Source organism: Kribbella sp. NPDC000426, from assembly GCF_040300265.1.
Taxonomy (GTDB): domain Bacteria; phylum Actinomycetota; class Actinomycetes; order Propionibacteriales; family Kribbellaceae; genus Kribbella.
In genome coordinates this window covers 97,137-120,585 of the sequence record NZ_JBEPDK010000006.1, presented here as the reverse complement: position 1 = coordinate 120,585, position 23,449 = coordinate 97,137, and the positions used below count along the sequence as shown (strand labels likewise).

21 protein-coding genes are annotated in these 23,449 nt (G+C 68.9%); 13 read left to right on the top strand and 8 right to left on the bottom strand.

Features of this window, described 5'->3' with window-relative positions; genetic code table 11:
- Positions 1-204 precede the first annotated feature (204 nt).
- Positions 205-1,257 carry a hypothetical protein gene (locus ABT313_RS29225; protein WP_350860456.1) on the bottom strand — a complete coding sequence of 351 codons (1,053 nt, stop codon included), beginning with the start codon at positions 1,255-1,257 and terminating at the stop codon, positions 205-207.
- Positions 1,250-1,699, bottom strand: a complete 450-nt coding sequence (locus ABT313_RS29220) for a hypothetical protein (protein WP_350860454.1) — start codon at positions 1,697-1,699, stop codon at positions 1,250-1,252. The genes ABT313_RS29225 and ABT313_RS29220 overlap by 8 nt, the downstream gene beginning before the upstream one ends.
- A 107-nt stretch (positions 1,700-1,806) precedes the next feature.
- On the opposite strand from ABT313_RS29220, the gene ffh reads away from it, so the two are divergent.
- From ffh to ABT313_RS29175, 9 genes are all read left to right on the top strand, one after another.
- Positions 1,807-3,372, top strand: a complete 1,566-nt coding sequence (gene ffh, locus ABT313_RS29215; protein WP_350860452.1) for a signal recognition particle protein — start codon at positions 1,807-1,809, stop codon at positions 3,370-3,372.
- 264 nt (positions 3,373-3,636) lie between these two features.
- Complete coding sequence (locus ABT313_RS29210) at positions 3,637-4,977, top strand: lytic transglycosylase domain-containing protein (protein WP_350860450.1); 1,341 nt, start codon at positions 3,637-3,639, stop codon at positions 4,975-4,977.
- Positions 4,978-5,215: 238 nt separating this feature from the next.
- Positions 5,216-6,397: a lytic transglycosylase domain-containing protein gene (locus tag ABT313_RS29205; RefSeq protein WP_350860448.1), complete on the top strand. Its 1,182-nt coding sequence runs from the start codon at positions 5,216-5,218 to the stop codon at positions 6,395-6,397.
- A 24-nt stretch (positions 6,398-6,421) separates the two neighbouring features.
- On the top strand, positions 6,422-7,507 hold the full coding sequence (locus ABT313_RS29200) for an amidohydrolase family protein (protein ID WP_350860446.1): 1,086 nt from the start codon (positions 6,422-6,424) through the stop codon (positions 7,505-7,507).
- A 111-nt stretch (positions 7,508-7,618) separates the two neighbouring features.
- Positions 7,619-8,953: an N-acetylmuramoyl-L-alanine amidase gene (locus tag ABT313_RS29195; protein ID WP_350860444.1), complete on the top strand. Its 1,335-nt coding sequence runs from the start codon at positions 7,619-7,621 to the stop codon at positions 8,951-8,953.
- 60 nt (positions 8,954-9,013) lie between these two features.
- Positions 9,014-10,246 carry a sensor histidine kinase gene (locus tag ABT313_RS29190; protein ID WP_350860442.1) on the top strand — a complete coding sequence of 411 codons (1,233 nt, stop codon included), beginning with the start codon at positions 9,014-9,016 and terminating at the stop codon, positions 10,244-10,246.
- Positions 10,237-10,875 carry a response regulator transcription factor gene (locus ABT313_RS29185; protein WP_350860440.1) on the top strand — a complete coding sequence of 213 codons (639 nt, stop codon included), beginning with the start codon at positions 10,237-10,239 and terminating at the stop codon, positions 10,873-10,875. The genes ABT313_RS29190 and ABT313_RS29185 overlap by 10 nt, the downstream gene beginning before the upstream one ends.
- Positions 10,876-10,901: 26 nt before the next feature.
- Complete coding sequence (locus ABT313_RS29180; protein ID WP_350860438.1) at positions 10,902-11,591, top strand: hypothetical protein; 690 nt, start codon at positions 10,902-10,904, stop codon at positions 11,589-11,591.
- A 102-nt stretch (positions 11,592-11,693) separates the two neighbouring features.
- Positions 11,694-12,812 (top strand): S1 family peptidase, encoded by a 1,119-nt coding sequence (locus ABT313_RS29175; protein WP_350860436.1) that lies wholly within the window; start codon positions 11,694-11,696, stop codon positions 12,810-12,812.
- Between the two features lie 48 nt (positions 12,813-12,860).
- On the opposite strand, the gene ABT313_RS29170 is transcribed toward ABT313_RS29175, so the two are convergent.
- Together ABT313_RS29170 and ABT313_RS29165 are read right to left on the bottom strand one after the other, a co-directional pair.
- Positions 12,861-14,216: a flotillin family protein gene (locus ABT313_RS29170; protein ID WP_350860434.1), complete on the bottom strand. Its 1,356-nt coding sequence runs from the start codon at positions 14,214-14,216 to the stop codon at positions 12,861-12,863.
- 22 nt (positions 14,217-14,238) lie between these two features.
- Positions 14,239-14,433, bottom strand: a complete 195-nt coding sequence (locus ABT313_RS29165) for an NfeD C-terminal domain-containing protein (RefSeq protein WP_130449247.1) — start codon at positions 14,431-14,433, stop codon at positions 14,239-14,241.
- 61 nt (positions 14,434-14,494) lie between these two features.
- Here ABT313_RS29165 and ABT313_RS29160 point away from each other — a divergent pair, with 61 nt between their 5' ends.
- Positions 14,495-14,956, top strand: coding sequence for a hypothetical protein (locus ABT313_RS29160; protein ID WP_350860432.1), 462 nt, complete (start codon positions 14,495-14,497; stop codon positions 14,954-14,956).
- Position 14,957: 1 nt separating this feature from the next.
- Positions 14,958-17,204: a caspase, EACC1-associated type gene (locus tag ABT313_RS29155; RefSeq protein ID WP_350860430.1), complete on the top strand. Its 2,247-nt coding sequence runs from the start codon at positions 14,958-14,960 to the stop codon at positions 17,202-17,204.
- Here ABT313_RS29155 and ABT313_RS29150 read toward each other — a convergent pair.
- The 4 genes from ABT313_RS29150 to ABT313_RS29135 are packed head-to-tail and all read right to left on the bottom strand — an operon-like array spanning position 17,170 to position 21,191.
- Positions 17,170-17,997 carry a carbohydrate ABC transporter permease gene (locus tag ABT313_RS29150; protein WP_350860428.1) on the bottom strand — a complete coding sequence of 276 codons (828 nt, stop codon included), beginning with the start codon at positions 17,995-17,997 and terminating at the stop codon, positions 17,170-17,172. The two genes, ABT313_RS29155 and ABT313_RS29150, sit on opposite strands and share 35 nt — an antisense overlap.
- On the bottom strand, positions 17,994-18,938 hold the full coding sequence (locus ABT313_RS29145) for a carbohydrate ABC transporter permease (RefSeq protein ID WP_350860426.1): 945 nt from the start codon (positions 18,936-18,938) through the stop codon (positions 17,994-17,996). Before ABT313_RS29145 ends, ABT313_RS29150 begins: the two co-directional genes overlap by 4 nt.
- Entirely contained in the window at positions 18,935-20,221 is a 1,287-nt protein-coding gene (locus ABT313_RS29140; RefSeq protein ID WP_350860424.1) for an ABC transporter substrate-binding protein, read from the bottom strand. The genes ABT313_RS29145 and ABT313_RS29140 overlap by 4 nt, the downstream gene beginning before the upstream one ends.
- A gap of 4 nt (positions 20,222-20,225) precedes the next feature.
- A complete protein-coding gene (locus ABT313_RS29135; RefSeq protein ID WP_350860422.1) occupies positions 20,226-21,191 on the bottom strand; it encodes a carbohydrate kinase family protein in 966 nt (321 codons plus the stop codon).
- A gap of 126 nt (positions 21,192-21,317) precedes the next feature.
- Here ABT313_RS29135 and ABT313_RS29130 point away from each other — a divergent pair, with 126 nt between their 5' ends.
- On the top strand, positions 21,318-22,070 hold the full coding sequence (locus tag ABT313_RS29130; RefSeq protein ID WP_350860420.1) for a DeoR/GlpR family DNA-binding transcription regulator: 753 nt from the start codon (positions 21,318-21,320) through the stop codon (positions 22,068-22,070).
- On the top strand, positions 22,067-23,419 hold the full coding sequence (locus ABT313_RS29125) for a 6-phospho-beta-glucosidase (protein ID WP_350860418.1): 1,353 nt from the start codon (positions 22,067-22,069) through the stop codon (positions 23,417-23,419). The genes ABT313_RS29130 and ABT313_RS29125 overlap by 4 nt, the downstream gene beginning before the upstream one ends.
- The last annotated feature ends 30 nt before the right edge of the window (positions 23,420-23,449 follow it).

The following is a 23,449-nucleotide window of genomic DNA, read 5'->3' as shown; positions in this document are numbered from 1 at the left end:
CGGCCGCAACCCCAAGTTAGAAGGCCCATCCACCACAACCCGCACGCCATCGCTCCTAACCTGTAAACACCACCCAGCCGGTTAGATCCTCACGACTCCACCCCCACCTGTCAACGCCCAACCCCCCGGCCCCTAACCGCCGCGCTGTCGCGGGGTATCCCGCGGGGCCTAACCGCTGCGCTGTCGCGGGGTATCCCGCGGGGCCTAACCGCTGCGCTGTCGCGGGGTATCCCGCGGCGCTGAAGCACCCCGCGGCACCGACGCGCCTCGCCCCAGGCCCGCCGCACGAGCGGCTGCCGCCCGCGACCCGTCCCCGAGCGCCGACCCTCGCCCTGCCGCCCCCGCGGCCGGTGCCACCCCGCTCAAGAACCTCGCCGCCGGCACCTCGGTCGCTTGACTCGGCTTCTCCGGCCGCGGCTGCGTCCCGTCGACCGGCGCATCCCGACCTACCTGCTGTTGCGGTACGTCGCCACTCTCCGCACCACGCGCCGGGTGCGGCCCCCGACGCCGGATCTCCTCGACCTTCGCGTTCAGCCCCCGCCCGATCTCCTCAGCAACATGCTGCCCCGCCTCAGGCGACCGCCCCGCCAACGACTCCCACTGCGGATGCAACATCGTCTCAACCAACTCACGCCGCACCGCCGCCCGATCCACCCCCTCAGCCGGCGCAATCTCCGCCAACCGATTCCGCACAACAGCCTCCGCCAACTGATCAAAATGCATGACCGCCGGCCCCTGACTGAGCCGATCGATCAACTCCCGCCGATCAACCCCCACCCCAGACGCCTGCTGGATCAACCCGTTCGCGGCGGCGTACGCGCCCGACTGCTGGTCGTCGACTGTCAGACTCGGGTATCCGGCTCTTCTGCTGAAGGCGTGGAGGTCCGTGGCGGCGCGAACCGACGCCACGCCGTCGTGCAAACCTCGTGACTGGGTCGTCCGGACCGCATTGGTCTCACCTGGTGCGTCCAGCTCCATCCCGGCCTGAGTAACCCGGGTCAGAACCGCCTGCAGTGCGCGTGCCTGGAGCCGAGGATTCGCGGTCGACTGTGTCGCGAGCCCTTCCCTCAGGAGCGGCTTGTGGATCCCGATCGCACCGCTGTCCTGGTCGAAGCCGCCAGTTCCGCTCGTCTCGTACAGCTCGTGGTTCCATCGGTCGACGCTGGTCGGCCGGAGCTGCCGCGCAAGTTCGTACAGCCGGGTGAACTCGCGGTATGTCGGCGAGTCCTCCGGAACCCGCTCGGCTGACTCAGGCATCGGAGGTGGGGAAGGGGGCGTCGGTCAAGGGGAACGGTGGGTTGCGGATCCAGTTCTCCATCGACTCGAGGTCCTCCGTCATCGCCCGGATGTCCCACTCTTCGTCCGACGACGCGCGATCGGCGAGCTCCCAGATCCGGCGACGCCCGTCCGCCAGCATCGCGATCTGTTCCTCCGTCGTCCCCTTCGGCGGATAGACGGCGACATGGATCCGCACTGCTTCGTGGTACAGCTCACTCCATTCGCGGGGCGGAGGTGGCGGCTCGGCGAGGTCGTTGATCAGTTGGCCGGTCCAGGTGCGGTCCTCCTCCGACGCGTCGGCGGGTACGAGCGTGCGCAGCTTCTCCTGTTCAACTGACAGGTCGGCGGGCTGAGCGCTGCGGTGCACTCGGTCGTACGCTCGGCCGAACGCCATGTTGAAGGCTGGGATGTCGAGGGGCATGGGGTTCACGGTAGCGAGGGAGGGTGGCTTGCTGCCGGAGTTATCCACAGGTTGCCGGGCCGGTAGACTCGGGGAGTTCATCGCTTCGACGAAACGGACTGTTTCTCGTGTTCGACACGCTTTCCGATCGGCTCTCCACCGCGTTCAAGAATCTGCGGGGCAAGGGCAAGCTGACCGACGCCGACATCGACGCGACCACCCGGGAGATCCGGATCGCGTTGCTGGAGGCGGATGTTGCGCTGCCGGTGGTGCGGGAGTTCATCGCGGCGGTGCGGGACCGCGCCAGCGGCGCCGAGGTGCGCGGCGGGCTGAACCCGGCGCAGCAGGTGATCAAGATCGTCAACGAGGAACTGGTCAAGATCCTCGGCGGCGAGACCCGCGAGCTGCGGATGGCGAAGCGGCCGCCGACGGTGATCATGCTCGCCGGTCTGCAGGGTGCAGGTAAGACCACCCTGGCCGGCAAGCTCGCCAAGTGGCTGCGCGAGACCAAGCACCAGACCCCGATGCTGGTCGCCGCCGACCTCCAGCGGCCGAACGCCGTGACCCAGCTGCAGGTCGTCGGTGAGCGCGCCGGCGTCCCGGTGTACGCGCCCGAGCCCGGCAACGGTGTCGGCGACCCGGTCGACGTCGCCCGCAAGGCGATGGACGAGGCGCGCGCCAAGCAGTACAGCGTCGTGATCGTCGACACCGCCGGCCGGCTGGGTGTCGACGAGGAGCTGATGAAGCAGGCCGCGGACATCCGCGACGCCGTCAGCCCGGACGAGATCCTGTTCGTCGTCGACGCGATGATCGGCCAGGACGCGGTCACCACCGCGCAGGCCTTCCTCGACGGCGTCGGTTTCGACGGCGTCGTCCTGTCCAAGCTCGACGGTGACGCCCGCGGTGGTGCCGCGCTGTCGATCGCGCAGGTCACCGGCCGCCAGGTGATGTTCGCCAGCAACGGCGAGAAGCTCGAGGACTTCGACGTCTTCCACCCGGACCGGATGGCGAGCCGCATCCTGGGCATGGGCGACGTGATGAGCCTGATCGAGCAGGCCGAGCGCACCTTCGACGCCGAGGAGGCGGCCAAGACCGCCGCCAAGCTGCAGAAGAAGGGTGGCAAGGACTTCACCCTGGACGACTTCCTCGCCCAGATGCAATCGGTCCGCAAGATGGGTCCGCTGACCAAGATCTTCGGCATGCTGCCCGGTGCGAACCAGTTCAAGGACCAGCTGGAGAACTTCGACGAGCGCGAGATCGACCGGATCGAGGCGGTCATCCACTCGATGACGCCGGCCGAGCGCAACGATCCGAACATCATCAACGGCTCCCGCCGGGCCCGGATCGCGAAGGGTTCGGGCACCGAGGTCGCTACGGTCAGCGGCCTGGTCGAGCGGTTCTTCGAGGCCCGCAAGATGATGGCCGCGATGGCGTCCGGCAAGGGCATCCCGGGGATGCCCGGAATGCCGGGTATGCCGGGTGCGGGCGCCGGCGGGGCCCGGAAGGCCAAGCAGCAGGCGAAGAAGGGCAAGAAGCGCGGCTCCGGCAACCCCGCCAAGCGGGCGAACCAGGGCAGCGCGCAGCCGCAGGCTCCGCAGCCGGGCCAGCTCCCCGCCGCGTTCGGCGGCGGTCAGCAGAACGGCGGCGACTTCGAGCTGCCGGACGACCTGAAGAAGATGCTCGGCGGCAACTGACCTTCCCGAAAGGGCAGTGCGGATGTCTGACCGGATGTCTGAACTGTCATCGTTCAGCCGGCGCCGCCGCCCCCGGTTCGGCTTACGGTGGACGGGGGAGGGGGCGTGAACGTTGGGCGAAACCCGTCTGAACGGACCCGTTCGGCATCCGGTCACGGCGAGGGTTGGCACACCGTTACCGGTTGTCCTCGAACCTGTGACGGCTAAGATCGTGCCTACGCCCGAGAGACACACCACCTGCGGAATGCGTCGAGGACGGTTCGGATGAGGCAGCAGTTCAAGAACCTGGACACGTGGCGGGGCAAGTTGTCCGCCGCTTGTACCTGCTTGGCGCCGCCGACCGCGATGGTCGCCGTGTTCGTCGTCGGCGGCGTCACCTCGAACACGTTCATCGTCGACGCGCACGCGCTGGCCGCCCCGCGCCAGGACGCGGTCTTCGACGACCTGGCCAACAACGTGCCGAACCAGCCCGGTGTCGACGGCAGCCTGCCGACGCAGGAGAAGTCCACGATCGGGGTCCCGGTCACCGGCTCGACCGACGGCACCGTGCAGCCGATCCCGGGTGCGATAGGCGACACCTCGGGCATCCCGGGCACGGTGCTCGCGGCGTACCAGAAGGCAGCCAGGGACCTCGCGCTCTCGATGCCCGGCTGCCACCTCACCTGGCCGCTGCTCGCCGGCATCGGCAAGGTCGAGTCCGGCCACGCCAGCGGCGGCAAGGTCGACGCGAACGGCAACACCCGCGGCAAGATCCTCGGCCCGGTCCTCGACGGCAGCCCCGGGATGGCGGCGATCGCCGACACCGACCAGGGTGTGTACGACGGGAACACGACCTGGGACCGCGCCGTCGGTCCGATGCAGTTCATCCCCGGCACCTGGCGGGCGTTCGGCGCGGACGGCAACGGCGACGGGATCAAGGACCCGCACAACGTCTTCGACGCGGCCCGGGCGACCGGTGACTACCTCTGCTCCGGCGGCGCGAACCTGGCCGACCCGCAGGGCCTGGTCCAGGCGGTGCTGCGCTACAACCACTCGATGGACTACGTGTCGACCGTCCTCCGCTGGATGCAGTCGTACAGCAACGACACCGTGACCGTGCCGGACAAACCGGGCACGATCGACACCCCGGGCGACGGCGGCAACAACGGCGACGGCGACAACGACGGGCGTACGGCGACCACGCCGCCGCCCACCACGCCGACGACGGCCCCGACGACGGTTCCGACCACCGCGCCGACCACGAGCCCGACAGTCGCCCCGACCACGTCGAAGCCGACCAGCAGCCGCCCGAGCTCGTCGAAGCCGACCGTCCCGCGGCCGACGAACGGCCCGGGTTCGACCTCGACGTCACCCACCAAGCCGCCGTACACCCCGCCGACCACGCCCCCGACGACACCGCCGACGACTCCGCCGAGCACGCCGAACGACCCGACCTGTACGCCGACCCCGCCGCCGTCGGAGACGCCGACCCCGTCGCCGAGCGAGACGGTCACCCCGACACCCACGCCGACCCCGACGCCGAGTCCGTGCACCACGACCGGTACGGAGTCCGACCCGACGAAGACGGCGGCGACCCCGAGCGACGCCCCCGTGCCGGGCAGCTGATCGGGCAACTGACGCCGGCTGTAGCCTCAGGGCCGACACGGCTTCAGGTAGCCGCGATCGTTACCTCGGTGCCGGTTTTCCGAGCGGTTTCTGTGGCCCGTAACTTTGCGTCGTCTTGATGTAACTTTGTGGCGCATGGTTCGTTGAAGGGGCTATGCGCCTAACCCGTAGTGGTAACCGTCGGGTCAAAATAATCATCGCTTCGCTGTGCACGGCCCCGCTCCTGGTCGGGGCCATCGTGACAGTTGCTTCGGGCGGGGCCGGTGCCACCGGCCAGCTCGCCGGCACCAACCCGGTCGCCCCGTCGCCTGGGGCCGGGCTGAACAGCGGTGAGTTCGACGAACTGACGATGATCGTGCCGCAGCGTCCGGGAGTGGACGGCCGGCTCGGATCCGACCAGCCCGCCCGCGCCGACGTTCCCGTGCAGGGAGCCACCGACGGCCGGTCGGTCGTCCGTCCCGGCCGGCCGGGAGCAGTCAACGGCATTCCGCGCGGGGTGTTCCCCGCGTACCGCCGCGCCACCGCCAACCTCGCGGTCGTCCGGCCGAACTGCGGGCTCACCTGGCCGCTGCTCGCCGGCGTCGGCAAGGTCGAGTCCGACCACGCCAGCGGCGGCCGCGTCGACGTGGCCGGCACCACCCGCGGCCGGATCCTCGGCCCGGTGCTCAACGGCCGGCACGGCAACGGCCGGATCAGCGACTCCGACAAGGGCAAGTTCGACGGCGACGCGACGTACGACCGGGCCGTCGGGCCGATGCAGATCATCCCGCAGGTCTGGGACGAGTTCGGGGCCGACGGCAACGGCGACGGCTTCCGCAACCCCAACAACGTGTACGACGCGGTCACCACGGTCGCCGTCGTGCTGTGCTCCCAGGGCGACGACCTGAAGCAGCCGCGGGACCTGGTCGAGGCTCTGCTGCGCTACCAGCACTCCAAGGACTTCGTCGCCACGGTGCTGAAGTGGATGCGGGTCTACAGCAAGAACGCGGTTCTGATCCCGAACGCGTCCGGCAACATCGCCGCCGCGAAGTGGACCGGCAACGCCGACCGCAAGGTCGACCCGCGCCAGGTTCCCGACGTCCCTGACGACACGAAGACGACGACCGCGACGCCGACCGCGACCGTGCCGCCGCCGGTGCCGCCGTCGACGCCGCCGTCGACGGAGTGGGACAAGCCGACGGTGCCGAAGCCGATCGACACCCCGACTGGTACGCCGACGCACCGGCCGACGTCGACGCCGACCAAGACCCCCACGAAGACGCCGACCAAGACTCCGACCAAGACGCCCACGGAGACTCCGACGCAGACTCCGACCCAGACGCCCACGGACACCCCGACGGAGACCCCGTCCGGGACGCCGTGCGCCGGCAACGAGCCCACCACCCCGACCTGTACGCCGGGCGGCGGCTCGCACGGCTAGGAGGTCCCCGGATACGGTCGAGCCATGACCGTACTCAAGCTCGTCGGCACGGTGCTGCCGGTCGGTGAGCAGCAGGAGCTTCACCTCAGCGGTGGGCTGGTCGTCGACCGGCCCACCGCTGCTGATGTGACCACCGTGCACGCCGGCGGCTGGATCGTGCCCGGCCTGGTCGACGCGCACTGCCACATCGGCCTCGACCAGCACGGTGCCGTCGGCATCGACGTCCAGGAGCAGCAGGCGGTCGTCGACCGCGACGCCGGCGCGCTGCTGGTCCGCGACGCCGGCTCGGCCGCCGACACCCGCTGGATCGACGATCGCGAGGACCTGCCGAAGATCATCCGCGCCGGCCGTCACATCGCCCGCTCCAAGCGCTACATCCGCAACTACGGCTGGGAGATCGAACCGGCGGAACTGGTTGCGTACGTCGAGCAGGAGGCTCGTCGCGGTGACGGCTGGGTCAAGCTGGTCGGCGACTGGATCGACCGCGAGGCCGGCGACCTGACCCCGTGTTGGCCGGCCGATGCGCTGACGGCGGCGATCGCCCGGGCGCACGAACTCGGAGCCCGCGTCACCGCGCACGTCTTCGGCGAGCACGCCCTGCCCGATCTGCTTGCCGCGGGCATCGACTGCATCGAGCACGGCACCGGCCTCGAGCCGGACATGCTCGCGCACATGGCCGACCACGGCGTCGCCGTCGTACCGACGCTGATCCAGCTCGAGAACTTCCCGGAGTACGCCGAGCAGGCCGCCGCGAAGTTCCCGGTCTACTCGGCGCACATGCGCGACCTGTACGAGCGTCGCCTGCACCGGCTGCGGGACGCGTTCGAGGCCGGGGTCCCGGTCTACGCGGGCACCGATGCGGGCGGTGTCCTCGGGCACGGTCTCGTCGCCCAGGAAATCCAGGCGCTGACCGAGATCGGCATGTCGGGGGAGCAGGCCCTGGCCGCGGGATCGTGGGCGGCTCGTGCCTGGCTCGGTGCGCCGAGCGAGCTGCGGCCCGGAGACCCGGCCGATCTGGTCGTGTACGACGAGGACCCGCGGGCGAATCTGGCCGTCCTCACGCATCCGCGTCTGATCGCACTCCGTGGTCGCGTGGTATTCCACCGGTGACGGGAAAAAATTCACTCAAACACTGGATCGGACGGAAGATCTTCCCTTAGCGTGGCTCCCGGGACCGCCGACGCCCCTCGGCGGACCGGACAGAGGGAAGGACCGCCGCCCATGCGGAAGACCGCCACGATTCTGCTTGCTGTCGGAGCACTCGCGCTGACAGCCCTCCCGAGCCACGCAGCTCAACCGCCACAGCCCACCGGTCAGCCGGATCTCGCGTCGGCGTTCCAGGCCGCCGCGAGCAAGTACGACGTACCGCGTGAGGTGCTCGTCAGCGTCGGATTCGCCGAGACGCACCTCGACGGCCACGACGGCGCGCCGAGCCAGGCGAACGGCTACGGTGTCATGCACCTGGCCGGCAACAACACCAACAAGACGATGTCCGAGGCAAGCACCTTGACCGGGCTGCCGGTCGCGAAACTGAGCAAGGACGACTCATCGAACATCCTCGGCGCCGCCGCGGTCCTCGACTCGTACGCCGACCAGGCCGGTCTCAAGGACCGCTCCGACCTCGGCAAGTGGTACTCCGTGATCGCGAAGTACTCGCACTCCGCCGACGGCCCGACCGCGCGGCTGTACACCGACGAGGTCTACCGGGTCATCGCCCGCGGCGTCAGCACCGCGGGTGTCTCGACCGACCCGAAGCAGGTCACCCCGGACCTCGGCGCCTATGCGAAGGTATCGCCGCTGGGGACCGAAGCGAAGGTCCAGGCAACCGACTACCCGGGCGCGATCTGGAACCCGGCCTGCACCTGCAACTACGCGGTCGGCCGCACCCAGGCGATCACCACGATCGTGATCCACGTGACCCAGGGCTCGTACGCCGGCACGATCAGCTGGTTCAAGGACCCGGCGGCCCAGGTCAGCGCGCACTACGTGGTCCGGTCCAGCGACGGCCAGATCACCCAGATGGTGGCCGAGAAGGACACCGCCTGGCACGCCCGCAGCGCGAACCCGTACGCGATCGGCATCGAGCACGAAGGCTTCATCGACCAGCCGTCCTGGTTCACCGACGCGATGTACCGGTCGTCGGCCGCGCTGACCGCGAACATCGCCGACCGCCGTGGCATCCCGAAGGACCGCAACCACATCAAGGGCCACAGCGAGATGCCCGGCAACGACCACACCGACCCCGGCCCGAACTGGAACTGGGACTACTACATGCAGCTGGTGAACGGCGGCGACCCGAACCCGCCGGAGTACAACTTCACCACCTGGGGCAACGGCGTCAACGTCCGCTCGGCGCCGAAGCTCTCCGCCTCGGTCGTGACCACGCTGCCCGGCCCGACGCAGGTCTTCGTCGAGTGCCAGGTCCAGGGCGACACCGTGACGGCGAACGGCTACACCAACAACTGGTGGGCCAAGCTCCGCGACCAGGGCGGCTACATGACCAACATCTACATCGACGATCCGAACGCCAAACTCCCCGGCGTTCCAGACTGCTAGAGCCGCAAAGGTAGAGCCCGCTGTACCGACACGTGCCCGGCCGTCCCGCAGGATTGAGTCATGGTCAACAAGATCCTGGCTCGGGGCGGACGGGCATGCGCCTACCTGGCGGTCCGCTACCTCCGGGCGCTGCTGTTGTTGCTGGCATTGCCGAACGGTGTGTTCTTCGGCTGGCTGATCACGCCGTTCACCGGCGCGTTGGTGAAGCTGGCCAACAGTGAGCGCCGCAGGGCCGCCAAGCACCTGGGCGTGTCTGAAAGTACGCCGCTGCCGGCCGCGACACCGCGGAACCCGGGCGACGTGGTCACGCTGTTCAGGGACCGGTCGTTCAAGCGCAGCTTGTGGCTGCTGCTGATGCCGCTGGCCATGGTTCCCGAACTGCTCGTCGCAGTGATCGGACTTGTCGGCGTGCCCGCTGCGATCGCTGGGATGCTGCTGTGGTGGGTTGACCCGGGCAACTTCAGCCTGATGGGTGTGGACGTCGACAGCTGGTTCGAGGCCCTCACTCTCGGCCCGCTGCAGGTGGTGTTCAGTCTGGGCATCCTGGGCTGGGTCGCACCGGCTCTTGCCCGCGGCCACGCCAAGGCCACGCTCAAGCTGCTGACGCCGAGCCAGGACCAGCTGGAGAACGCCAGACTGTCGCAGCGGGTCGAGGAGCTCACCAAGAGCCGCGCAGGTGCGGTCGACTCCCACGGTGCCGAGCTGCGGCGTATCGAACGGGACCTGCACGACGGCACCCAGGCCCAGCTGGTGTCACTGGCCATGCGGATCGGCATTGCCAAGCAGACGATGGCAGAGGACCCGGAGAAGGCCGCCAAGCTGCTCGACGACGCCCGTGACGGCGCAGAGCAGGCCATGACCGAGCTACGCGGCGTACTGCGGACCATGTACCCGCCGATCCTCGCTGACCGCGGTTTGGTCGGGGCGGTCTCCGCACTGGCCGCCCGGTGCCCTCTCCCGGTCCAGCTGCGCATCGGTGAGCTGGGCGAGGTCCCGGCCGCAGTGGAGGCCGCTGCGTACTTCGTGGTCGCGGAGTCACTCACCAACGTCACCAAGCACAGCGCGGCCGGCCATGTCGACGTACAGCTCGAACGGCGGGGGACTGAGCTCTACCTGTCCGTCATGGACGACGGGATCGGCGGAGCGCGGATCAGCGAGCAGTCCGACCTACTGGGCCGGGGGAGCGGGCTGCATGGCATGCTCCACCGCGTGCAGGCGATCGACGGTCACATGGAGCTGCAGAGCCCGATCGGCGGGCCGACCACCATCGAGGTGATCCTTCCGTGCGGGTGATCATCCTCGAGGACAACCCGATCCTCGCCGAGGGCCTGAGCCTGCTGCTGAACAACTCCGGCTTCGAGGTCGCTGCGGTCGCCACCGACGCAGACGAGTTCGCCAAGGCGATCGCCGAGCACCCGGTCGACATCGCCGTGGTCGACGTACGGCTGCCGCCCACCTTCACCGACGAGGGCCTCCGGGCCGCGATCGAGGCACGCCGGGTCCGGCCAGGGCTTCCGGTGCTGGTGTTCTCGCAGTACGTCGAGGAGGTGTACGCCGCCGAGCTCCTCGCCGCCGGCAGCGAAGGTGTCGGCTACCTCCTCAAGGACCGGGTCTCCCGCGTCGACGAGTTCCTCGAAGCAGTACGCCGGGTTGCGGCGGGCGGGACCGTGCTCGACCCGGAGGTGGTCAGCCAGCTGATGGTCAAGCGCAGCAGCCCGCTCGACCGCCTCACACCGCGAGAGCGCGAAGTGCTCGCCCTGATGGCCGAAGGCCTCGGCAACACAGCCATCGGCGAGAAGCTGGTCATCTCCGACGGTGCCGTGCACAAACACGTCGGCAACGTCTTCCTCAAACTCGATCTCCCGCCGACCGATTCCGGCCACCGCCGCGTCCTCGCCGTCCTCGCCTACCTCGGTCTATGAACCCTGCGGTCGGCTATCTTCACGCGGTGAAGATGCAGAACACCGTGGTCCGAGGCGTGGTTGTCGTAGCGAGCATCGCAGCTGTTGCCGGCTGCGGCGGTCCGAAGAAGGACGCTGCTGACCCGTCGCCGGTGGTGGTCACCCCGTCCACGCCGTCGCCGCCGCCTTTGGATGCGACCCGAGCGGCTGCCGCTCTCGCAACCGGCGGGCTCGGGGTCCATGACGTGCCGGGCATGCAGCCGTTGGGTGCGCCGATCACCACGCTCACCTCGCCGACAGTCGCGGGCTTGTGCGGAACGACCGCGGCCGGGCTGACCAGTGAGAAGTTGCGGATGGCGCGGCGTCAGCTGGTCTGGAGCGCGGGTCCGTCGGAGTTCGTGTCGGAGGAGCGGATCGTCTACCGTCAGGGCGGCGTACAGGCTGCGCTGAAGGATGTGCGGACGTTGAGCACGATCTGCCCGGATCGGATCGGCGTACAGCCGGCGCCCGCGAGCGCGAAGCTGCCGGCCGGCTCGATGGAGGTCTCGTCGCACGGCACCGGGCAAGGCGGAGACTCGTACGCCGTACCTGTCGGCAACCAACTGCTGGTCGTTCTGTGGTCCAACTGGAACGGGTCAGGGGCAGCCGAGCCTGCCGTCATCCGGGCAGCTCTCGCCAAGGCGCGGCCAGTGGTCGTCCAGCGCGAGCAGTCGACCCTCCAGGCGCTCGCAGGCTGACAACGTCGGTCATTCGCCCTTGACGGACCGTCTCCAGTAGGCCACGCTCGATCGCGAGAGCGCTCTCATCCACCGAACCGCCCCTAGGTGAGGAGAGTTCAGATGAAGGTCTTACTGGCCGCCGTGATCACGGCGGGTGTACTGACCGTGCCCGCACAAGCGATAGCCGCGCCCGAACCACTGGCTGTGGCCGGCCAATCGGCCGCCATGCAGCGAGACTTCGGGCTGACCGACCAGCAGTTGCAGCAACGGCTCCAGGCCGAGACGTCGGCCGCCAAGCTGTTGCCCGCGGCCCAGAAGGCAGCCGGCGCCGCGTTCGGCGGGGCCTGGTACGACGCGGCCACGCGGAAGCTGGTCGTCGGCGTCGTCGGGCCCGACCGAGCGGCCGCCGTACGGGCAACAGGCGCCGCGGTGACCGCCGTACCGGTGACGGCCAAGACGCTGGACCACCGGAAGGCTGCCGTCGACAAGTTGGCCGGCAAGGCTGTGCCGAATGCGGTCAGCGGCTGGTCTGCCGACCCGAAGACCGGCAGCGTGGTCATCAACGTCCAAGCAGGTAAGCGATCCGCAGCCGTCGACGCGTTCGTGGCCAAGGTCGCCAAGACCGGTGCGGTGACGGTCAAGGAGGTCGCTGCTCAAGCGCCACGCACGTACGCCGCAGGCACGGTCGGCGGCGACCCGTACTACGTCAGCAACATCCGCTGCTCGATCGGCTTCTCGGTGTACGGCGGTTACGTCACCGCCGGGCACTGTGGTCGTAGCGGCATGGTGCGCGGCTGGGACGGGACGGACCAGGGCTCGTTCCAAGGCTGGTCCTTCCCGGGCAACGACTATGCATGGGTGGCGACCGGCTATGGCTGGTGGACCGTCCCGGTCGTTCTCGGCTGGGGACAGGTGAGCGACCAACTCGTCCGCGGGTCGTGGGAGGCGCCGATCGGGTCGTCGGTGTGCCGGAGCGGTTCGACGTCGCACTGGCACTGCGGCACGATCCTGGCCAAGAACGAGACCGTGAACTACGGCAACGGCGCACTGTTCTACGGCGCGACCAAGACCAACGTCTGTGCCGAGGGTGGCGATTCTGGTGGGTCGTTCATCACCGGCGACCAGGCGCAAGGCGTCACGTCCGGAGGCTGGGGTAACTGCACCAGCGGCGGCGAGACGTGGTTCCAGCCGGTCAACGAGATCCTGCAGGCGTACGGCCTGACGCTGCAGACCGCCTAGAAAAGACTGTGGATCCCCTTGCACGCAAGGGGATCCACAGGTTTGCCATCAGGCTGGGTTGTCTGGGACCGGCTCCAGGACCGGCTTCTGGTCCTCGGGAGTCTTGGTGGCCAGCGACTCGATCAGCTGCTTGGCCAGCGCGAAGCCCGAGCCGCCCATCGTGATCGTCTTGACCAGGGTGTCCTCGATGCCCTGCGCACCGTTCAGCACGACCATGTTGCCGACCTTGTCGAACGACGACGACGCGGCCCGGACGATCTCCGGGTACGCCTCGGCCAGCTGCTGCGCGACAACGGCGTCCGTGTTCGTGGCCAGCGCCTCGGCGCGCGCCTTGATACCGGCCGCCTCGGCCATCGCCTTCGCCTGGACTGCGGACGCCTCTGCCTTACCGGTCAGCTCGGTCGCCTTCGCCTGCGCCTCACCGCGCAGCTGGACCTCCCGGGCGTTCGCCTCGGCGGCCGCGATCTGCGCGTCGCGGGCGGCCTGCGCCAGCGTGCGCTGCTTGTACGCCTCGGCGTCGGCCGGCTTCAGCACCGACGACTCCAGCTGCTTCTCGGCCAGCGAGGCGTTCAGCTTCGCGGTCTCCGTCTCGGCGACGACGACCTCCTGCTTGGCCAGCGCGGCCGCCAGCGGTCCGGCCTGGAACGACTTCGACGTGGCCTGGTCGACCTCCGCCTGGTAGCCGGCCTTCGCGATCTCGCTCTCCCGGATCGCGGCCGCCTTGGCGGCGGCGGCCACCTGCTCGCGCTCGGTCGCCTCCCGGTCCCGCTCGGCCTGCGCGATCCGGGCCGCGGCCTCGACCGCGGCGGCCTGCGGGCGGCCCAGGTTCCGGATGTAGCCGGACTCGTCGTCGATCTCCTGGATCTGCAGCGAGTCGACCACCAGGCCGAGCTTCTCCATGTCGCCGGCCAGCGAGCCGCGGATGTTCGTGGTCAGCGTCTCCCGGTCGTGCAGCATCTCCTCGACCGTGGTCGAACCGACGATCGCGCGGAGGTGACCGGCGAACAGCTCGTGGATCGTGCTCATCACCTGCTCGTCGCTCTGCTCCAGGAACCGCCGGGCCGCGTTCGCGATCGAGCCGTAGTCGTCACCGACCTTGTACGCCGTGACGCCCTTGATGTGCAGCGGGATGCCCTGGCTGGACACGCACGTCACGGTCAGCGGCGTGGCCCGGATGTCCAGCGGCAACCGCCGTACCGTCTGGAAGCCGGGCAGTACGGCGGTGCCGCGGCCGACCACGATCTTGAAGCCGAGGGTCTCGTTGACCTGCTCGGTGCTGGAGTGCGCGCCGAGGCCGGAGATGATCAGCGCCTCGTTCGGCTCCGCCACCCGCCAGACCATCCGGAACACGATGAGCAGGACCACCACCGCGACTGCGGCGACGGCCACGTACGTCCAGAGCATTTCCCCTCCAAGGGAACTTCAATTAGATGGCGCGAGCGACGTAGACGGTCCGGGGTGGGTCGTAGTCGACGACAACAACCTGCGTCCCCACCTCGAGCACCTCGTCGGTCGCGGGGTAAGCGTAGAAGGCCTCGGTGGCACCGCGGACCGGAAGCATCACCTCGCCGACGATCCCGGGTGCGATCCTGCCGATCACCCGCCCCCGTTTGCCTACCATGTTGCCCCTCCGACGTCGCAGCGCACGATCCAGTTCCCGAAGCCTACGTTGTGATGCCCGGGTGCTGCTGGTCCTTGCCGCCGACGCGGTGCGGCGGCATTGTGGAGACGTCGGCCTGGGGGTGGGAGGGGCGATGGGGGACAGCGACGTACACGGGGTCCTGGTCGGGGTCGCCGAGGACGGGGCGGACGACGCGCGGCTCGAGGAGCTGGCACTGCTGCTGCGGCAGGAGCTGCTGGTGCTCGACGTACGTGCGGTCGAACCGGTCCGCGACGGTGAGGCGCCGGAGGGCACCCGCGGTGCTCTTGCTGCGGTGGCCGGTGTGCTGAGCGTTTCGCTCGCGCCCGGACTGCAGGTGCTGGGTTCGGTCGTCGCCGTCGTCCGGGAGTGGCTCGGCAGGGTCGGCGACGGTCGGACGGTCAAGCTCACGATCGACGGCGACGTGATCGAGCTGACCCGTGCGAGCGACGACATGCAGCAGCAACTGGTCGATGCCTTCGTCCGACGGCACACCGGGGCGTGAAATGGAGGGCACGCGGCACGCGCTCGTGGTCGCTAACGATCAGTACGACGATCCCGGTCTGAAGCGGCTCGTCGCACCGGCGCAGGACGCGGCCGCGCTGGCCGGCGTACTCGCGGATCCGGCGGTCGGCGGGTTCGAAGTGCAGGTACTGCGGAACGCGCCGGCGCAGGACATCCGGTTCGCGGTCGAGGACTTCTTCGCCGACCGCAGGCCGGAGGACCTGCTCTTGCTGCACTTCTCCTGCCACGGGTTGAAGAACTCGGCCGGTGAGCTGTTCCTCGCGGTCGCCGACACCAAGCCCGCGCGGCTCGCGTCGACCGCGGTAGCCGCGGACTTCGTCAACCGGCAGATGGCGGACAGCCGAGCGCAGCGGATCGCGTTGTTCCTGGACTGCTGCTACGGCGGCGCGTTTCCGCGCGGCATGATCGTCCGGGCGGCCGGTGAGGCGCAGGTGCAGGACGCCTTTGCCAATCAGGCCGATGTCGGCGGCGGGCGTGGGCGGGTGGTGATCACCGCATCGAGCGCGATGGAGTACGCCTTCGAAGGTGGCCAGTTGGCGTCCGACGCGTCCAAGCCGGCGCCGTCGGTCTTCACCGGCGCCGTGGTGGACGGGCTGACGACCGGGGAGGCGGATCGGGACGGTGACGGCTGGGTCGGTCTGACCGAGCTGGTCGGGTTCGTCACCGACCGGATCCACCGGGTCACGCCGAACCAGAACCCGCAGATGTGGACGTTCGGCTCGCAGGGCGAACTGCTGATCGCCCGCAGCCGGGTACGCCGGATCACGCGGGCGCCACTTGCGCCTGAGCTGACCCAGGCGATGGAAAGCCCGTTGCCGGCGGCAAGGTTCGGCGTGGTCGACTACCTGCGCGAACGTCTGTACGACGCGGACCTCGGGCAGGCGTACGCCGCGTGGCAGGCGCTAAAGCAGATGACCGACGACGACAGCCGGAAGGTCTCCGAAGCCGCGTCCGAGGCGCTGTCGACGGCGGAGTTGCGCGTCACTCCGTCGTCGGTGGATCTCGTCGGCTCGACGCCCGCCGAGCTGCTCCTGTCCGGCCCGCCGATCGCGTTGACGGCGGCCGCATCACCCAGCGATCCGTGGTTGAAGCTCGCCCAGGAAGGCGACGTCATCAGGGTCCACGCGGAGCAGTCCGACCCCGGTGTCCACGAAGGGGCGGTTGCCCTCGCGGGGCCGGCCGGGGAGTGCGTCGTACCGGTTCGTCTGACAGTCCCCGACACCGAGTCCGAACCGCCGGCCCCACCGCCCGAACCCGAACCCCAACCCGACCCCACACCAGCTCCCATCCCCGAACCACCCCGAACCCAACCGACGCCAGCCGAACCGGCGTCAGCTGAACCGGCGTCAGCTGAGCCGGTGTCGGCTGAGCCGGTGTCGGCTGAGCCGGTGTCGGCTGAGTCGGCGCTAGCCGGACCGGTGTCAGCCGCCCCGGCGCGGGCCGGGCGGCCGGCCGCACAACCGGTCGCGGCGTCCATGGCCGACAGGCCGCCTCTTCCGCCGTGGTGGCTGGTGGCCGTGCTTGTCGCCGGCAGCGGGCTGCTCGTCTTCCTGAACTGGCCCGGCACGGCCTACTCCCGCAAGCTCTGGTACGACTCCAACCAGGGCTGGTATCTGTACCGGACCTGGTACGACCCCGCCATCTGGGGCGCGCTAGTCGCTTTGTTCGCCGCACTCATCGCGCGCTGGGCCGGCACGATCGCCCTCGGCGTCGTCGCCGGCTGCTCGGTGGCCGCGATCGAGGGAGCCATGCTGATCGTCGGCGGCGGGATCTCGGCGGACGAGACCTCTGCCTGGTCCCTCACGGCCGCGATCGCGATCGTGGCGCTCGTCGTACTGGTGATCGCGCTGAAGCCCGAGATCCGGCTGCAGCCGGTCTGGCCGCCGGCTGCCGGGATGGTTGTTGCTGGGGGCATCTTGCTGGTGCTGAGCGCCGTCGTACCGCACGGCGACGGGATCTCGTTCTTCGAGGTCACCCCGCTGGCGCTCCTCGACCCGATCGTGGCGGTCGCCATCGCCTGGCCGGCCCTGGCCGCGGTCGACGCCAGGACGAAGACCTGGCTGACCGCGGCCGTGGTGACCTACTCGGCCATCGGCGTCCTGGGCGGCGTACCCGCTCTGACCCAGGGACACTCGGCGGCCGACTTCCTCACCGGCCTGTTCGGCAATGCACTGGTCGCGATCGGTGTGCTGATCAGCCTCGGACGGCGCCTTCCGTCGCACCCTTGATGAACTGGCGGGCGAAGATCCCGAAGACGATGACCAGCGGCACCATCGCCATCAGGGCACCCGTCATCACCATGCTGTAGTCGACGCCGTGCGAGCGGTTCAGCGTCGACAGCGCGACCTGAAGCGTCAGGTGGTCCGGGTTCGTCAGCACGATCAGCGGCCACATGTAGTCGTTCCACGAACCGACGAACGTGAAGATCCCGAGGAACGCCAGCGCCGGCCGGGCCGACGGCAACGCGACGTGCCAGTACGTGCCGAAGAACCCGCAGCCGTCCAGCGTCGCCGCCTCGACCAGTTCGTCGTGGATCGAGTTCTGGAAGTACTGCCGCATCCAGAAGATGCCGAACGCGTTCGCCGCTCCCGGAATGATCAGCGCCTTCAGCGACCCGACCCACCCGAGCAACGCCATCGTCTGGAACTGCGGTACGGCGGACAGCTGTGCCGGCAGCAGCATCGTCGCGAGCAGGATCACGAACAACGCGTTCCGCCCCGGGAACCGGAACTTCGCGAACGTGAACGCCGCCAGCGAGTCGAAGAACAGCACGAGCAACGTCGTCGAGATCGCCACCGTCGCCGTGTTGGCCATCGACTGGAAGAACGCGACGTTGTCGAGCACCTGCCGGACGTTGTCGCCGAAGTGGCCGCCGAAGGTGAACTTCGGCGGGAACCGGTAGATGTCCGCGGTTGTGTTCGACGCCATGATGATCGTCCACACGAACGGGAACATGAACACCAGCAGGGCCAGTACGAGTCCGGCGTGCAGCGCGATCCCGCGCCAGCGGTAACGCGTCATCGGTCGTCGCTCCGTCCGCGGAAGATCCGCCAGTTGATTGCCGTGAACAACAACACGAGCAGGAAGATGCTCAGCGCGATCGCGGCGGCGTACCCGTAGTCGTTGTCGAGGAACGCGGTCCGGTAGAACAGCAGCACCACGGTCATCCCGCTCTGCCCGGTGCCGCCGCTGTTGCCGACCATCACCTGCGGCTCGGTGAACGTCTGCAGTCCGCCGATCGTCGAGATGACCACGGTGAACAGGATGACCGGACGCAGCTGCGGCAACGTGATCGAGAACAGCGTCCGGACCGCGCCGGCGCCGTCGACCTTGGCCGCCTCGTACTGCTCCTTCGGGATCGCCTGCAGACCGGCCAGGTAGATCAGCGTGTTGTACCCGACCCACTGCCACACGATCATCGTCGAGATCGCGATCTTGATGCCCCACGGCTGCCCGAGCCAGTCCTGCTGCGGGATGCCGAGCGAGCGCAGGGCGGCGTTCACCAGACCGAAGTTCGTGCTGAAGATCGAGCTGAAGAAGATCGCCATCGCGACCAGCGAGGTGACGTTCGGGATGAAGTACGCGATCCGGTACACGTTGGTGAACCGGACCGCCGACTGCAGCATCACCGCGAGCAGGAGCGCGATCACCAGCGTCGGGACCGTCGACATGAAGAACAGTACGACGGTGTTCTCCAGCGCCGTCCAGAACGTCGGGTCCTGGACCAGGAACTCGAAGTTGCCCAGCCCGGTGAACTTGCGGGCGCTCAGGCCGTCCCAGCGCTGGAACGCCAGCACGATCGTGGACAGCATCGGGTAGAGCCCGAACACCGCGAACAGGATGTAGAACGGCGACAGCGCCAGGTAGAACCGCCAGTACGACCAGATCCGCCGACCGGGCCGCTGACCCTTTCCGGTCAGCGGCTCGGCAGCGGCGGTCGGCACAGTCGCCGTACTGGTCACTGCACTCCCTGGCGTTTGGCGATCGCCTTCGCCTTGGAGACCGCGCTGGCCCAGGCGGCGTCCGAGGTCTTCGAGCCGGTCTGCACGGTCTTGAGCTCGTCGTGGAACGGTGCGGCGACCGAGTCGTCGTACGGGCTCTGGTACGCGACCGGGATCGCCTTCGCGGCCGGCCCGAACACGTCGATCGGCACCTGCCCGCCGAAGAACTTGTCCGCGGCCTTCAGCTCCGGCTTGTCGTAGGCCGCCGGCGCGGACGGGAAGATCTGCGCGTCGGTGAACGCCTTGGCCTCGTTGTCGGCGCTGAGCATGTACTTGATCACGTCGAACGCCTTCTGCGGGTCGGCGGCGTTCTTGGTGATGGCCAGGAACGAGCCGCCGAAGTTCGCCGGTCCGCTCGGCGTCGGCGCGAGCCGCCACTTGCCGGCGCTGGTCTTCACCGCGGACTTGATGTCCAGCGCGACCCAGGCGGCGCCGATGTGGGTCGGGATCGTGCCCTGGTCGAGCCCGGCGTTCCAGTCCGGGCTGCCGCTCGGCGTCTTGCCGTCGATCTTCATCGTCATCGCCTTGACCGAGGTGTCCCACGCCTTGCGGATGTGGTCCTGGTCGCCGATGAACTTGTTGTCCTTGGAGATGTACCGCTCGGTGCCCTGGCCGACGACCATGTCGTAGAGGTCGGTCGCGTCCCAGACCAGCAGCGCCTTCGGGTTCTTCGCCTTCAGTTGCACGCCGGCTGCGAAGTAGTCGTCCCAGGTCTTCAGCTGCTCGGCCACCTTGGCCGGGTCGCTGGGCAGGCCGGCCGCGGCGAAGATGTCCTCGCGGTAGAACAGCCCCGTCGGGCCGACGTCGATCGGCAGGCCGATCACCTTGCCGTCCAGCGTGGTCGCCTGGTTGACCTTCCACTCCAGGTAGTCGCCGAGGACCGAGTCCGCACCGACCGATTTCAGGTCGACGAACCGCGACGCCTGGGGGAGCAGCGAGGCGATGTCCTCGCCCTTGATCCCGGTGATGTCGGGGATGCCGGTGCCGCCGTTGAACGTGGTGACCAGCTTCTGCTTGAAGTCGCCGCCGATCTCGGAGTACTTGATCTTCGGGTCCGGGAAGTGCGCGATCGTGTCGTCGAGCACCGACTTGCCCAGACCGCCTGGCCAGCACCACATGGTCAACTCGGTGGTGGTGTTCTTCTTGGCCGTCGACCCGGTGTCCATCCCGGAGGAACAGCCGACGAGTGCGCCGCTGGCTACGGCTGCGAAGCCCCCGAGCAACGTCCGACGTGAGAGCTCCATGGTTCTACCTTCCTGAGTGTGCGCTGATCAGCGCTTGGAGGTGGTGGTCTTCGGGGTGCGCCGCCTGCCATCCGGCCAGGTCTTCCCAGCGCGGTGCGGCATCGGCTCCACCCAGCCGGGTGACGGACAGCGCCGCGGTGAGCGACGCGAACCGCAGCCGCTGCTCGAGCGGCAGTTCCCAGAGCGTGGCGGCGATGAAGCCGGCGGCGAACACATCACCCGCCCCGGTGGTGTCCGCCGCCGGGACCGGATACGCAGGTACGGCGATGCGCTCGCCGGTCCTGGCGTCGAGCGCTTCAGCTCCGTCGGCGCCCTTCGACACGACCACCAGCGGGACCTGTTCCGCCAGGGCTTCGAGTGCGTCGCCAGGTGACGTCGTACGGGTGTAGGCCATCGCCTCGTCGGCGTTGGGCAGGAAAACATCGCAGTGCTCGAGCTGGTCGAGCACTGCGGGGTCCCACTGCTCGGACGGGTCCCAGCCGACGTCTGCGAACACCACGCTGCCGGCCGCCTTCGCTTTCGCCAGCCACTCGTTGCGCCAGGGACCGATGTGGGCGGCGACTGCTCGGGCAGTCGGCAGCGTGGTGATCAGCTCGTCGGCCGACAGCAGGGGGTCCGACCCGCGCGTGACCAGTGCCCGGTCGTTGTCATAGGCAAGGGCCACGGTCAGAGGGGTCTGCCAGCCGGCGAGTCTTCGGGACAGAGTCAGATCGATGCCCTCGTCGTCGACGAGGCGGCGCCAGACCCGGTCACCCAGGTCGTCGGCGCCGAACACGGCGGCCATCCCGGTGCGCAGACCGAGCCTGGCCAGGGCGACGGCGAAGTTCGCGATGCCGCCCGGGCTCTCGTGCGAGTCGGTGGCCCAGACCTCGGTGCCGGGCCGGGGCGCGGTGGGCAGGCCGAGCACCAGATCTTGGAAGACCAGACCGGACACGACGACATCCAAAGCAGGCACGTCCAGTTCGTGCATGTTCAGCACACTCCTGCAGGGTCGATCAAACTCTTTCGTGAATCTAAAGTCGAGTGCGCAAGATCCGCAATACCTGATCAAAGATTTGACTGAGAATGACGGAGTTTGCGTGATACGGTCTGCGGTGTGTTGCCGAAGCAGCGACAGGATCAGATCGTCCGTGCGCTCCGGGCCGATGGGGCCGGGGGCGTGAAGGTGCTTGCCGGGAAACTCGGTGTCAGTGAGGCGACCATCCGGCGCGACCTCGAGCAACTGCACGCCGAGGGCCGGCTGACCCGGGTGTACGGCGGGGCCCTCGCGGTCGACGGCGGTGACGAGCCGTTCGCGGACGTCAACGCCGTCCATGCCCAGGAGAAGGACCGGATCGCCCGCCGAGCGGCTGAGCTGGTGAGCGACGGCGAGTCCCTCCTGCTGGACATCGGTACGACGGCGCTCCGGGTCGCCCAGCATCTGCACGGGCGTTCGTTGACCGTGGTGACCAGCAACCTCGCAGTGCTGGAGGAGTTGCAGAACGACGAGCAGATCGAGCTGATCGTGCTCGGCGGATTCGTTCGGCGCAGTTACCGGTCCCTGGTCGGATACTTGACGGAGGAGAGCCTGCGGCAGATCCATGTCGACTGGCTGTTCCTGGGGACGAGCGGGGTGCGGCCGGACGGCCGGGTGATGGACAGCACGATGATCGAGGTGCCGGTCAAGCGGGCGATGATCAAGGCGGCCGACCAGGTCGTCCTGCTCGCCGACCGGACGAAGTTCCCGGGCCATGGGGTCGCCCGGGTGTGTGAGCCGGGGGAGCTCTCCATGGTGGTGACCGAGCCAGGCGCCGACGAGGCAACCCGGACCCAATTGACCGAGGCGGGAGTACAGGTGGTGCTGGCATGAGGCTGACGATCCTTGGCGGGGGCGGCTTCCGGGTTCCGCTCGTGTACCACGCATTGCTGGGCGACCGCGGCGCCGGACGGATCACCGAGGTGGTTCTCTACGACACCGACCGCACTCGGCTCGGAGCCATCGGCGCCGTTCTCCGCCAGCAGGCGGCCACCACCGAGCACCCGCTGCCGCCGCCGGTCGTGACGGAGACGACCGACCTGGACGAGGCCCTGCGTGGCGCCGACTTCATCTTCTCGGCCATCCGCGTCGGCGGCCTCGAAGGCCGCACCATCGACGAGCGGGTCGCGCTCGGCCTCGACGTACTCGGTCAGGAGACGGTCGGCGCCGGTGGGATCGCCTATGGGCTGCGGACCCTCCCGGTGGCGTTGAAGATCGCACAGCGGATCGCAGCGGTCGCGCCGGAAGCCTGGACCATCAACTTCACCAATCCGGCCGGCATGGTGACCGAGGCGATGATCCCGGTCCTCGGCGACCGGGTGATCGGCATCTGCGACTCCCCGTCCGGGCTGGGGCGCCGGGCCGCTCTGGCGGTCGGTGTGGACCCGTCGACCGCGTTCTACGACTACGCCGGACTCAACCACCTCGGCTGGCTTCGCGGTCTGCGGTCCGGCGGTGTGGACCGACTCCCGGACCTGCTGCAGTCGGACGACGCGCTGAGCTCCTTCGAGGAAGGACGGCTGTTCAGTCCGGACTGGCTGCGGTCGATCGGCTCGATCCCGAACGAGTATCTGCACTATTACTACTTCGCCCGGGAGACGCTGGCCGCCGTACAGGCTGTGCGGCAGACGCGTGGCACCTTCCTCCTGGAGCAGCAGTCCGCGTTCTACGCCGAGACGGGGGAGCACCCGGAGCAGGCGCTCGAGCTGTGGCAGAAGACGCGGGCCGAGCGCGAGTCGACGTACGGCGTGGAGAGCCGTGAGGTCGCGGATGCGGGGGAGCGGGACGAGCGGGACATGGAGGCCGGCGGCTACGAGCAGGTCGCGCTGTCACTGATGCGGGCGATCGCCCACAACGAGCGGGCCTCGCTGATCCTGAATGTGCGGAACCGCGGCGTACTGCGTCATCTGGACGACGACGCCGTCGTGGAGATCCCGTGCACCGTGGACGCCAACGGCGCGCTGCCGGTGACTGTGTCTCAGCTCACCGACCACCAGGCCGGCCTGGTCTGCTCGGTGAAGGCTGTCGAGCGCTCCACGATCGAGGCCGCAACCACCTCCTCTCGCGCCGCCGCGCTGAAGGCGCTGGCCTATCACCCGCTCATCGACTCGGTGACGGTGGCGCGTAGCCTCCTGGACACGTACGTCGAGAGCCTGCCGGACCTCGCCTTTCTGCGCGCGTGAGGCCGATTGGTCCGGGACACGCCGGATCTG